Genomic DNA, 12,780 nt, shown 5'->3' with positions numbered 1-12,780 from the left:
CTCATTGGGCACCGCAATCCCTGTGGGAGCGGGCTTGCTCGCGAAGGCGGTGGGTCAGGCAATATTGATGCTGGATGTGACGGCCTCTTCGCGAGCAAGCCCGCTCCCACATTGGACTAGCGTCATCGCTGATATCGAGCATGACGCGGGCCCCTGTGGGAGCGAGCTTGCTCGCGATGGCGGCGTGTCAGGCAGCATCAATTTTGAATGTGACGGCCTCATCGCGAGCAAGCTCGCTCCCACAGGGTTGGGGGGCGTCGGTTATTTACTTTGTGTATCGAGCAAGCGGAAAAACCGCTCGCGCACCTGCAAACTGTCACTGTGAGCCACATTGAAGCGCAGGAACTGGCTGGCATCCGGCCCTTTGCTCAGCAAGGTGCCCGGCGCCAACACCATATTGTTCTCCAGCCCTTGGCGAGCCAGATTCTCGGCATGCAAGCCCTCCGGCAACCGCGCCCAGATAAACACACCTTCGCCGGGCAACGAGGAAAGCGAGCACCCAGCCTCCGCCAACCAACTCGCCACTCGGCTGTTCGATTCATACAACCGATCCACCGTGCGCCGCGCATGTTTGGCATAGCTGCCATCGCTGAGCATGGTGCACGTAATCTGCTCCGCCAGCTCCGACGTCACCCCGCCGCAGGCCATTTTCAGCGCGACCATGCGTGCCGCCAATTGCGGTGACAGTACGGTGTAGCTGACCCGGCTGTTGGCGGTCAGGGTCTTGGAGAAACCCGACACATAACTCACGTTGTCCAACCCACTGGCCGCCAGGCGCGGGGTGCGGCGTTGCTGGATGTCGCAGTACAGATCGTCTTCGACGATGTGGAAGCCATGGCGGTGGCTCAGTTCCAGCAAGCGGTAAACCTGGGCCGGGGTGAACGAGTGGCCGGTGGGGTTATGCAGCGTGCTGTTGGTCATGTACAGCACGGGTTTGTGGGCGATCAGCAGTTGCTCTAAGGCGTCGAGGTCCATGCCGTCGCAATCCCGGGCGATGGTAATGACTTTGGCCCCGTGTAGCGCCAGGTTGGCGTGCATGTTGAAGTAGCAGGGGTCGTCGAGCAGCACGGTGTCGCCGGGTTTGACCAGCAGGCGCATCAGCAGGTCGATGGCCTGCATGGTGTTGGCGGTAGTGATGATCTGGTCCACCGGCGCTTCGATGCCGAAGGTCGCCAGCTTGACCCGCAAGGCCTGGCGCAACGGCAGGTAACCGCCGGCCACGCCGTACTCGCCCATGCGCAATGACGTCGCTCGCAGGGTACTGCGCACGGCTTTCTGCAACTCTTCGGCGGGCAGCCACGAGGTCGGCAGAAAACCGCAGCCGGGGCGCAGCGCGCCGTTATCCAGCAGCAGTGCGCGGCGTACCACACTGAGGGTGTCCTGAGGTTGCAGGTCCGGACCGGTGCCACTTTTCAGTGCTGCTTCGGAGCGATGCACGTAATGCCCGGAGCCCTGGCGAGACACCACCAGCCCCTTGGCCCGCATGCGGTCCAGGGCATCGACCACCGTGGATTTGCCCACGTTCATCAAGTCGGAGAGTTCGCGAATCGGCGGCAGCTTGGCGCCGTGGGGCAGGCCACCCGTGCTGATCGCCTGGGTCAGTTGATCGACGATCTGCTGCACCAGCGGCACGCCGGGCTGGAATTCTATGGCGGCAATGACTGCACGTTGAACCTGCATTTTACTGGTCTCTCCGGCAGTAAAGTTCGTTGGATTCTATACGAACTTGCCCTGATCAGGACAAGCCTCTCTCTCTACCATGCCCTTACAGACTTTTCTGAATGTCGGCCTTTGTCGGCGGGCGTTCACCCGGTTCCTGAGGTGCTGCATGAGTGTCGAAACAACGGTCGCGGTGGCTAAACCGGTCATTAACCTGCGGTTATTCACGATCCGGATCATTACCGCTGTCTCGCTGTTCGCGGTGCTGGGCAAGGCCAACGTCTGGCTCGACACGGCCACCAACAGCATCCTGGCCCTTGGGTATCGCGCCTTGTTGTTGCTGTTGCCCCTGACTTTACTGGTGCTTGGCCGACGTTCCCTGAGCGTCACGCTGCTGTGTGCCGGCCTTGGCCTGGTGCTGCTGGCGCTGACCAGCCATCAAGGCATGGTGATGTTTGCTGCCGCGTTGTTTGCCTACGGCATTGCGATTGCCGGTTACCTGATCAAGAGCGAAGCGGCCCAGACCAAGGAAGGCGCGGCCTACAACCGCGTGGCCATGAACATGGGCAGCCTGGTGGCCGGTTTGATCCTGCTGTCGCCGCTTCTCACGCCTACGATGTTTTTCCTCGGCGCGGCGGCCTTCGTGTTGCTGTGCCTGCCGATCGCCCTCGGCGCAACCTTTACTTCCGAGCCGGTGGTAGCCCGCCCAGCCAGTCAGGTTGGCAGCAACTGGAGCAACAAACTGCCCTGGGTAATCGCCGGGATCATCATGGGTATCAAGCTGTTCGGGGTGTTCTCGATCCTGCCACAGGCGATCCTGCTCAAGACCGGCGAGCTGCCGGCCTGGTACGGCTTGATGCTGATCCTCAACAGCGCCGTGGTGGTGTTCGCCCAGGTGCCGGTGATGAAGCTGATCGAGCGCACCGGGCGCTTCAAGGTCGTGGCGGTGATCGGGATCATCGTCGGCGGCTTTGCCGTGCTGTCTTCGCCCGCCGCGTTCCACGTCGAAACCCTCGCCGGGGCGCTGGTCTGGGTGGCGCTGCTGTCCATCGCCGAGTGCGCCTTCAGCTACCTCGATTACTTCTCGGTCAAGCAAAACAACATGTTCGTCAAGGAAGTGTCCCTGGGGGTGGGGGCCGGGCTGACCGTGTTGATCATGCGGGTGGTGCCGGCGCCGTACAACGCGCTGGTGCTGGCCGCCATCGGCGCCGGCGGGATCCTGGCCTGGTACTGGCTCAATCGTAAATCCAATGCGTCGTTGCATGACTGAGTCATCGCCGTTGCGGTTTTCACTTTGCAGGTCGGGGGCATTATGAATACGACTTCATGCGTAGTAGTGGTCGGTTACAACGGCAATCGGGTTCACGACATCCAGAAACTGCGCGAGCTGTGCAAGTCGCTCTACGACGCCAGGCTCATCCTGCTGGTCGAGAAAATTCAGCTCCATGACGACCAGGTGGCCGATCACGTTTGCAGCACTTCGCTGGCCGAGAAAGACGTGGCGGCGTCCCTTGAACTGGTGGTGGGGTGCCTGAATGCCGATAGCTGGAAACTGATCGGCGTGCTGCCGTTTTCCGATCGCGGCGTACTGCTCGGTGCCGCGCTGGCCACTCACTTCGGCCTGCCGGGCATTACCCCAGGCGAAGCGCGGGCGGGCCTGGACAAGCAGATCTTCCGTCGGCTCGAAGCGGCGGCCAGCACCTCTCCCCGAGAATACCGACCGGTGTTTTCCGCGCGGGTCGAAAGCCTGCCGGAACTGCGCCAACGCGTTGTCGAACTGGGCGGCAAGGCCTTCATCAAACCGGCCTGCGAAGGCGCGAGCCGAGGCTGTCGCGTCATCCATCACCCTTCGGAATGCGATGACGCCTGGCTCGCACTGAAGCCCTACCGCGAAGGCGGCATCGTCCTTGAAGCACTGGTGCAGAACGCCCGCGAATACAGCTGGGACTACGTGGCCGGCAGCACTTGGGTGACTGAAAAAACCACCACCGAAGGCGCCTACCGCGCAGAGATCCAGCAAGTCGTCCCCGCACCGCTTTCGGCTGAGGTACAGGCGCGTTTGATGGCAGCCGGTCGGCATATGTCGGCATTGGTATCCCAGGACAATGGTGCCTGGCACAACGAAGTGTTCCTGCGCAGCGACAACCTGACCTGCGCCGTGGAAACCAACATGCGCCCCGGCGGCATGCACATCTGGGATCTGGCCAAACGCGCCTTCGTCAATTTCGATCCGTGGGAACGCTGGGTGCGCTGGGCGGTGGAAGGCAAGACCGAACAGCACGAGCCAGTGGCTCGCGGCTTCTGCGGCATTCGCCTGCTCAGGGCGCCGGATGGCGGCATCTTGCGCGCGACGCCCGACATCGAGGCCCTGGCCCGCGCATTGCGTATCGATCTGGTGGAGGGCCAGTACGCCAAGCGAATCGGCGACTCGGTCAGCGCGTTAGTGAAAGACAACTTCTCATTCATCGGCCACATCGTGTTGTTCAACGAACACTACGGGCAACTGAGCAACGACCTGTTGCGTCTGGCCGAGGCGATTGAGTCACGCATTGAGGTGACTTGCCTGGCACCGGCTACCCGCGCCGTGTGTTGAGCCTGCAAGCACCCGTTTTTTGCACTACTGATTAAGAGGGTTCGATCAATGATCCAGCACATGACCTGCGATGAACGCTTCATCGCCCTGGCCAAAGAGTTTGGCTACGACATCTACGGCGAAAACACCGCAGGCGGGCATTATGCGCCGCTGATCCGTCATCACGATGAGCTGTACATCAGCGGTCTGGTGCCGCGCATGAACGGCAAGATCCATTACCCCGGTCGCGTCGGCCTGGACCTCAGCTTGGCCGATGCGCAAGCGGCGGCCAGCATCAGTGCGATGCGCGGGCTGGCCTTGATCGTCGATGCCATTGGTTCGCTGGACAAGATCAAGTCATTGATCCGGGTAACGGTCTATGTGAAGTCCACGGCGGATTTTGTTGATTTGAGCGAAGTGGCCAACGGCGCCTCGGATGTGTTCAGCCATGTGCTGGGCGATGCCGGTAAACATACCCGCACCACCGTAGGTGTTTACCAGTTACCCAAGAATGCCGCGATAGAAGTGGACATGATTGCCGCCTTGCGCCCATCGGTTTTGTAAAATGTTTCCCAGCTTTACAGCGCTGAATCGTTAACTTAAGGTTTGGCGCTAAAGTATGGGAAATAAGAAGAAAGGACGTGCGAATGGATAACTTTCAAGGTGCGTTTTTTTCATATAAGGACTTTCGTCAAAGCCTCCACCATCGAACGCCAAGTCCCAAGGTGTGGAAGGGCACTGAACTGGCGGGTATGCGTCAAACCCTTGAAGACAGCGACGTAGATATTGTCGCGTTGGCTCACGACAAAAGCATTGAAGGCTGTGAAGTGACGCCTGGAATGGCGATCGCCATGCAATGGCTGAACCCCGGTGTGACGCTCAACGGTCATGCCCATTCCTGGTGGCATCTGTTTGTTATCCAGTGCGGCAGCGGCGTGATGACCCTCGGCGATGCCGACGGGGTTAACGTCAGCAGCGGCGACGTGCTACTGGTGCCAGCCTGGACCCGGCATGGTTTCGTCAACACCAGTAAACACGAGCCTCTGGCGATGCTGAACATGAGCAACATGCCACAAATGGCACTGCTTTCGAATTTTGCCGACAGCCACGGTCTGATCACCACCCAGCCGTAATTCCCCGCCGTATCTGCCCAGGGAGCCCACTTTTGTGGGCTCCCTTTTTTGTTTTTCAGACCTGCCCCAGGATCCCTTTTTGCAGCAGTTTTGCCGGGATTCTGGCTGCGTGTCTGCCGGTGAAAAACAACGTTCTGTATCGATTGAAACGGACAAATTCTGTATCTATTCAACATTCACTCAACTAACTACGATCACTTCCAATGCACGTCAATTCCTGCAGTTGGTCAATGGAGTGTTATATGGAAAACAGGAAGCTAAAACTGTATGTTGGCGCCGATTATGTCAGCGCTTTTGCGATGTCGGCTTTTGTGGCGCTCAAGGAAAAGCAACTTTCATTTGAACTTGTTACCGTTGATCTAAGAACACGCGAAAACTATCTGTCGAGTTATCGCGATCTTTCGCTGACCTGCAAAATCCCAACGTTAGTTTACGAGGGTTTTGCCTTGTCGGAATCATCGGCGATTGCCGAATACCTCGATGAGCTCTCCCCAGGGCTTAAAAAACTCTATCCGCAGGACATCCAGCAGCGTGCCCGTGCCCGTCAATTGCAGGCCTGGTTGCGCAGTGACTTGCTGGTGGTGCGCAAGGAGCGCCCGTTTGACCTGGTCTACTTCGGTAAAAAAGATCTGCCCCTGAGCGCCGATGCCCGTGTCGCCGTCGAGCGCTTGTTCTTCGTCGCCGAGCATTTGCTGGAAGAGGGCGCCGAGCATCTGTTCGGTGACTGGAGCATTGCCGACACCGACCTGGCAATCATGCTCAACCGACTGGTTGCCAACGGCGATCCGGTGCCGGCGCGGCTCGCGGCGTATGTGCGGCGCCAGTGGGATCGCGACAGCGTCCGGGCGTGGATGGACATAGAGCGCAAAGCGCCGGCCATCGCCTGACAACACCCAGGGCAATCACCAGGAGCGCGGCCATGCAAGGACTGTCGGAGCACGAACGCTACAAACCTTATAACTCACGCACCATCCGCGAATCACCTTACTGGCACAAGTTGACGCCGGCGTTGCAGGAGGCCATGACCGTGGTGGCGCGGGTCATGCCGTTTCGCACCAACGAATACGTGCTGGGCACGCTGATCGACTGGAACAACATTCCGGACGATCCGGTTTTTCGCATGACCTTTCCCCACAAGGACATGTTGCTGGCGGAGGAGTATGCCTCGCTTAAACACCTGATCGAGCAGGATGACAACGCGGCGATCAAGCGTCGGATCGAGGCGATCTGGCGGCGCATGAACCCGCATCCGGCCGGGCAGTTGACCCACAACGGTGTCACCCTCAACGGAAAAGTTCTGCCGGGCATCCAGCACAAGTACCGCGAGACCGTGCTGTTTTTCCCGGGTGCCGGTCAGACCTGTCACGCGTACTGCACCTTCTGTTTCCGCTGGGCGCAGTTCATTGGCGAAGAAGAACTCAAGTTCAATGCCCGTGAGTCCCAGGAGCTGGTCAGCTACCTGCGGGTGCACACCGAAGTGACTGACGTGCTGATTACCGGCGGCGACCCGATGATCATGAACACCCGCTCCCTGGCCGGTTACATCGAGCCGCTGCTGGATTTGCCGCACTTGAAGAACATCCGCATCGGCACCAAATCCGTGGCGTACTGGCCGCAGCGTTTTGTCAGCGACAAGGATGCACCCGAGCTGCTGGAGCTGTTCCAGCGCATCGTCGCGGCGGGGAAAAACCTGTCGATCATGGGGCACTACAACCACCCGGTGGAGATCCGCCAGACCATCGCCCGCCAGGCCGTCGAGCGTATTCGCTCGACGGGCGCGACGGTGCGCATGCAGGCGCCGCTGATCCGCCACATTAACGAAAACCCCGCCGACTGGGCGGCGCTGTGGACCGAAGGTGTGCGGCTCGGGGCCGTGCCGTATTACATGTTCGTCGAGCGTGACACCGGCCCCAGCCACTACTTCGCGATGCCACTGGCCCGGGCCTTCGAGATCTTCCAGGCGGCGTACCGCACGGTATCGGGGCTTGCGCGCACGGTGCGCGGGCCGTCCATGAGCACCTTCTACGGCAAGGTGTTGATCAACGGCATCGAGACCGTCGCCGGGGAAAAAGTCTTCGTCTTGCAGTTCCTCCAGGCACGCAATCCGCAATGGGTGTTGCGCACGTTCTACGCGCGCTTCGATCCGCAAGTGACCTGGTTCGACGACTTGCAACCGGCCTTCGGCGAGCGTGCGTTCTTCTTTCAGACCGAGCTCGCCGCCGTGCCGGAATTGATACCCGTGTTGCTGGAAACGGCGTAGGAAAATTTATGAACAATGGGGAGATATGGATATGAGCAGTATCCCGTTTGATCAGCGCGAGGGCGTTATCTGGCTCGACGGCGAGTTCGTCGAGTGGTCCCGGGCGCAGTTGCATGTGTTGACCCATGGCCTGCATTACGCGAGCACCGTGTATGAAGGCGAACGAGTCTACAACGGCAGGATCTTCAAGCTGCGCGAACACAGCGAGCGCTTGTATCGCTCGGCGCAATGGATGGACTTTGCCATCCCCTATGAGCTGGCTGAACTGGAAGCGGCCAGCCATGAGTTGCTGCAACGCAACAACGTCGTCGATGGTTACCTGCGCCCGGTGGCCTGGCGTGGCAGCGAGATGATTTCCACCTCGGCGCGTTTCAACCGTGTGCACGTGGCCATCGCGTGCTGGCAGTGGCCGAGCTATTTCGACCCGGCGGCGCGCATGGCCGGTATCCGCTTGAAAACCGCGAGCTGGCGCCGCCCGCCGCCGAGCAGCAGCCCGTTCGAGGCCAAGGCCTCCGGGCATTACCAGATCGCCACGCTGAGCAAGCACGACGCCGAGAACACGGGTTACCACGATGCGCTGATGCTCGACTGGCGCGGCCACGTTGCCGAAGCCACCAGTGCCAATGTGTTCTTCGTCAAAGGCCGGACTTTGCACACGCCGACCCCGGACTGCTTTCTCAATGGCATTACCCGGCAGACCGTCATTGAATTGGCCAAAGTGCTGGACTACCAGGTCGTCGAGCGCACGATTTTGCCTACGGAGCTTGGCGACTTCGATGAATGTTTTCTCACTGGCACCGCCGCCGAAATCACCCCGGTGCAGAGCATCGACGCGCAGCGCTATCGACCGGGTGACACCTGCCGCGACTTCATTGCCGCGTACACATCAACCGTCAACGCCGGATAACCCGCCAGGAATCTCACCATGTCAGACCAAGGGATTGTTGCGTCTCAACCTTGCATTTCGCTCGGCCATCGTCATGAAGAGCTGTCGACGTCAGGCTGGACAGTGCTGACCCCCGACGAATTTGCCGATGATGTCGTAGGCACCTTGTGCGAATTCGGTCCGATCATTCCGCAGTTCAACGGCCAGATGGCCTTTCCCATCACCCGCAAGCCGGGTTACGAAGATTTGCCGTACTCCCAGAGCATGAACGGCATCGGCCCGCACACTGAAGCGCCGGTGTACGGGCCGCCACCGCGTTATCTGGCATTGCATTGCCATAAACAGGCGACGTGCGGTGGTGGGCACACCGGATTGGTGGACGGCTATGAATTTCTCCGCGCCCTAGAACACGGCGAACCGCAACTGCGTGAGTGGCTGGATGACACACCGGTAGAATTTGTCGCCACCGCCAAACCGGGTGAGCCGGGACAACGGCGGGTCAAGGAATACATCCTCACGCCTACGGAAGACGGGGATATTTTCCGCTTCAGCTACAACCAGTTTCACTACGGCGACGTGAACCCGTCCAAGGAAGCCCTGCAGCAATCGCTGGTGACCAACAGCACTTCGCCGCTGGCCAGGTTTGCCGTGCTTGGCGAAGCGTACTTCGTCGAGCACAACGTTCCGGTGCTGATTCCCGACGGATGCCTGCTGATTTGGGACAACTGGCGAATGATCCATGCGCGCAGTCGTTACACTGACCCGGCGCGCCACCTGACCCGCTATTGGCTGGCCTGATTTTTCCGTCGCCCTTCATTTTTTCGGCGTACCCCTTGGCGGGTACGCGCCTTACAGGTATCGCGTCATGCAAACAGCAATCGAGATCGCCCAGGTCGATCATCAACTGATCGTGCGGCTCAACCAGGCCTGGACCAAGCGCGCCACGGTGTGTTCGCCGGACAGGGGCCAGGTCGAAGAAGTGTTCGACCCGGCGCGCCCGGATTACCCGGAATGCATGGTGCCGTTTTTCCATCATCCGAAATTCCAGGCCTTGAGCGACGAACTCAAGAGCAGCGTGGTGACCTGGGGCTGGATCGGCTACAACCTGCGCACCGTCACTGCCGAGGAGCATGTGGTCAATCCGGCGCTGAGCGTCATCGCCAATCAGTACCTTGGCAAGGACGACTGGCATTTTCGCGAGGCCATGCAACAGACCCTGATTGACGAGCACTACCACACGCTGATGCACCTGCGCGCCATCGAGCGGACCAAACTGGAGCGGGCGCTGGATCAGGACCTGGATCTGCCGCCGTCCGTCACTTACCTGCGCCTGAAGGCCTTGCATGCAGAGTTGCCCGAGCAATGGCAGCGGGATCTGGCGGCGATCACTTTTGCGGTGGTGGCCGAGATCAGCGTCAACGCCTATCTCGACTTGCTGGCGGACGACCAGACCATCCAGCCGCAAAATCGCCGGGTGGCCGAACTGCACAACCGTGACGAGTACGCCCACAGCAAGGTGCTGGCCGAAGTGGCGAAGGTCATGTACGCGAACATGCAGCCGGCCCAGCGGGAATTTTTCGCACGCAACCTGTCGGTGGCGCTGAGTGCTTTTATCGCCCAGGACTACTCGATGTGGGAGGCGATTCTGACGCAGCTTGGGGTCGAGGATGCAGCGCTGATCATTGCCGACACCCGCGAGAGCAACAGGAACGCGAACATCATGCGYGACTACAGTGGCCTGCATAAATTGGCCCATGACCTGGGTATCAGCGAGCAGATCGATTTCGACTTCCGTCCGACTCTCAAAACCACCGCAGCGGCCTGAATCCGGAGGTGTCTATGCCCATGCCTGTGTACGAAGTGTTCGCCATCCGCGTCGGTGCCAATGCTCAGCGCACCGCCAAAGAGAACTTTCTCTATGACGCCTGCTGCGGTGATCCGAATGTGCCAATGCCACTGGACTACTACTTCTGGGTCATCCGCAACGAGCAGCAGGTGATCGTGGTCGACACCTGTTTTCAACCGGCCACGGCGCAGCGGCGCAATCGCCAGATGTATCGCCTGCCGGAAGAATCCCTGCGACAACTGGACATTGATCCGGCGCAGGTCGAACACCTGATCCTGACCCATTTGCATTGGGATCATGCCGGCAACCTCGGGCTGTTCCCGAAGGCGACCATGCATTTGCAGGAAGCGGAACTGCGTTTCTGCACCGGGCCGAAAATGGCCCATCGCACGGTGAACAAAACCTACGAGGTCGAGGATGTGATGTCGGCGCTGCCGCCGCTGTTCGAAGGGCGGATGCGTTTGCACAGCGGTGTTGTCGAGGTACTGCCCGGCGTAACGCTGCACCCGGTGGGCGGGCATACGCCGGGCAGTCAGGTGGTGCGGGTGAATACCGGACGCGGCTGGATTGTGCTGGCCTCGGATGCTGCGCACCTGTGGGTCAACATTCGTGAGCGCAGTCCGTTTCCGATTCTCGATGACCTGGCGCAAACCCTCGAAGCCTTCACCGAGATCGATCGCCTGGCCGACAGCGAAGACCACGTCATCCCCGGTCACGACCCGTTGATCGCCGAGCGTTTCCCGCACTGGAATGACGACCCGCATATCATTTGCCTGCACCAGAATCCGCTCTGAAGATCACCCCCCAAACCTGTGGGAGCGGGCTTGCCCGCGAAGACGGCAGCACATTCAACATTGATGTGTCTGACACACCGCCATCGCGAGCAAGCTCGCTCCCACAGGATTGCGGTTAACCCTGATGTTGGAGCAAGCGGCCCAAGGTCTGCACGGCCTCATCAATCCGCGGTGAATACGGCGCGCCGCAGCCAATGCGCACAAAGTGATCGAAACGCCTGGCATTGGAAAAGATATCCCCAGGCGAAATCTGGATGCCGACGTTCAACGCATCATGAAAAAACGCCATGGACGAATACCGGCGAGGCAGTTCAACCCATAACAACGTGCCGCCCTGGGGATTGGTCACGTGGGTGCCGAGGGGGAAGTAGCGAGTAATCGCCTCGCTCATCTGTTGACGATGTTGGGTCAGGGTTTTCCTCAACCGCCGCAGGTAACGCTCGTAAGACGGTGTTCGCATGAATTCACTGGCCGCCAGTTGTGATAACGCCTCGCACCCCCGTGACTGCGTATGCTTGAGCATTTCCACGCGCTCGTGCCATTTGCCGGCGCTGATCCAGCCCAGGCGCATGCCCGGGGCGAGGGTTTTGTTCAGCGAGGCGCAATAGATCACGTTGTCGGTGCGGTCCCAGTGTTTGAGCGTGGACAACGGCTGCTCGGTGTCCACCAGGTCGCCGTAGGTGTCGTCTTCGATCAGTACGGTGTTGTGCTCGGCGCACAGTTTCACCAGCCGTGCCTTGTTGGCGTCGGGCATGATGCTGCCCAGCGGGTTTTGCAGGTTGGGAATGACAATCAATGCCTTGATCCGCTCGGGGCCTTGCAGCAGCCGTTGCAGGGCCGCCAGATTGAGCCCGGTGTGGGCTGAGGCCGGGACTTCCAGCACCCGCAGGTTCAGGCTTTCGAGAATTTGCAGCAGACCGTAGAACGTCGGCGACTCCACGGCCACGGTGTCGCCGGGGCGGGTGACCGCGCGCAAGGCCAGATTGATCGCTTCGGTGGCGCCGTTGGTGATCACGATCCGCTCGGGGGCCAGGTGGGTCCTGCTGGCAAGAGCCCGTCGGGCCAGGATGTTGCGCAATGCGCTGTTGCCGCAGGCGCCGCCCGCGGTGCCGAGCAGGTAGGGGGCCAAGCGCAGTGATTTGATCATGTTGTCTTGCAAGGTTTTCAGCGGATACAGCTCGGGCGCGCAGTAGGCGCTGGCGAAGTTGACCTTGATCGATGCGCGCTGACTGGCCTTGAGCACCGCTGAGACCTGTTCATGGATGCCGACATAGATGCTGGTATCCAGCGTTGGCGCCAAGGCAATCGGGGCGCGCCTGGGCACGGTGTCGGGCTGACGAATGTAGTTGCCGGAGCGCGGCCGGGCTTCCAGTACGCCATAGTCTTCCAGTTCCCGGCACACCTGCACGGCGGTCGACAGGCTTACGGCGTGTTTTTCCATCATCAACCGGATCGAGGGCAGGCGTTCACCGGTTTTCAAGATGCCGCTGCGGATAGCGTCCAGGTAATGGTTGRCCAACTGGCGATACAAGGGGGTCGTGTTCATGATGACCTCAGCAGTTGCACCACCGAGGTCTGGGCTGGAAAGTGAGTTGACGCTCCCTGCAGGCGGACCCGTGGTGCTCATGGG

General features: G+C 60.2%; 13 protein-coding genes. 11 read left to right on the top strand and 2 right to left on the bottom strand.

From position 1 onward, the window contains the following. Positions 1 to 261 precede the first annotated feature (261 nt). Positions 262 to 1,680, bottom strand: a complete 1,419-nt coding sequence (locus AC1DVH_RS09405) for an aminotransferase-like domain-containing protein (protein WP_477753556.1) — start codon at positions 1,678 to 1,680, stop codon at positions 262 to 264. Positions 1,681 to 1,828: 148 nt separating this feature from the next. On the opposite strand from AC1DVH_RS09405, the gene AC1DVH_RS09400 reads away from it, so the two are divergent. From AC1DVH_RS09400 to AC1DVH_RS09350, 11 genes are all read left to right on the top strand, one after another. Beyond that, a complete protein-coding gene (locus AC1DVH_RS09400) occupies positions 1,829 to 2,929 on the top strand; it encodes a hypothetical protein (RefSeq protein ID WP_477753555.1) in 1,101 nt (366 codons plus the stop codon). A 42-nt stretch (positions 2,930 to 2,971) separates the two neighbouring features. Continuing rightward, positions 2,972 to 4,252 carry an ATP-grasp domain-containing protein gene (locus AC1DVH_RS09395; protein WP_477753554.1) on the top strand — a complete coding sequence of 427 codons (1,281 nt, stop codon included), beginning with the start codon at positions 2,972 to 2,974 and terminating at the stop codon, positions 4,250 to 4,252. 48 nt (positions 4,253 to 4,300) lie between these two features. Beyond that, positions 4,301 to 4,795, top strand: coding sequence for a RidA family protein (locus AC1DVH_RS09390; RefSeq protein ID WP_150727357.1), 495 nt, complete (start codon positions 4,301 to 4,303; stop codon positions 4,793 to 4,795). 83 nt (positions 4,796 to 4,878) lie between these two features. Then, positions 4,879 to 5,364: a cupin domain-containing protein gene (locus AC1DVH_RS09385; protein ID WP_477753553.1), complete on the top strand. Its 486-nt coding sequence runs from the start codon at positions 4,879 to 4,881 to the stop codon at positions 5,362 to 5,364. Positions 5,365 to 5,398: 34 nt separating this feature from the next. Beyond that, complete coding sequence (locus AC1DVH_RS09380; protein WP_477753557.1) at positions 5,399 to 5,707, top strand: hypothetical protein; 309 nt, start codon at positions 5,399 to 5,401, stop codon at positions 5,705 to 5,707. Then, a complete protein-coding gene (gene yfcF, locus AC1DVH_RS09375) occupies positions 5,607 to 6,251 on the top strand; it encodes a glutathione transferase (RefSeq protein ID WP_477753552.1) in 645 nt (214 codons plus the stop codon). Before AC1DVH_RS09380 ends, yfcF begins: the two co-directional genes overlap by 101 nt. Positions 6,252 to 6,283: 32 nt before the next feature. After that, positions 6,284 to 7,624, top strand: coding sequence for a KamA family radical SAM protein (locus tag AC1DVH_RS09370; RefSeq protein ID WP_477753551.1), 1,341 nt, complete (start codon positions 6,284 to 6,286; stop codon positions 7,622 to 7,624). A 31-nt stretch (positions 7,625 to 7,655) separates the two neighbouring features. Beyond that, complete coding sequence (locus tag AC1DVH_RS09365; protein ID WP_477753550.1) at positions 7,656 to 8,531, top strand: branched-chain amino acid aminotransferase; 876 nt, start codon at positions 7,656 to 7,658, stop codon at positions 8,529 to 8,531. A gap of 18 nt (positions 8,532 to 8,549) precedes the next feature. Next, positions 8,550 to 9,308, top strand: coding sequence for a TauD/TfdA family dioxygenase (locus tag AC1DVH_RS09360; RefSeq protein ID WP_477753549.1), 759 nt, complete (start codon positions 8,550 to 8,552; stop codon positions 9,306 to 9,308). 67 nt (positions 9,309 to 9,375) lie between these two features. Then, positions 9,376 to 10,335, top strand: coding sequence for a diiron oxygenase (locus AC1DVH_RS09355; RefSeq protein WP_477753548.1), 960 nt, complete (start codon positions 9,376 to 9,378; stop codon positions 10,333 to 10,335). 14 nt (positions 10,336 to 10,349) lie between these two features. Then, positions 10,350 to 11,150: an N-acyl homoserine lactonase family protein gene (locus AC1DVH_RS09350; RefSeq protein WP_477753547.1), complete on the top strand. Its 801-nt coding sequence runs from the start codon at positions 10,350 to 10,352 to the stop codon at positions 11,148 to 11,150. 115 nt (positions 11,151 to 11,265) lie between these two features. Here the strand turns inward: AC1DVH_RS09350 and AC1DVH_RS09345 are convergent, their stop codons facing one another. Next, a complete protein-coding gene (locus AC1DVH_RS09345) occupies positions 11,266 to 12,696 on the bottom strand; it encodes an aminotransferase-like domain-containing protein (RefSeq protein WP_477753546.1) in 1,431 nt (476 codons plus the stop codon). Between the last annotated feature and the right edge of the window lie 84 nt (positions 12,697 to 12,780).

Source organism: Pseudomonas sp. P4_C3 (genome assembly GCF_056402075.1).
This window is presented reverse-complemented; position numbering and strand designations above follow the sequence as displayed.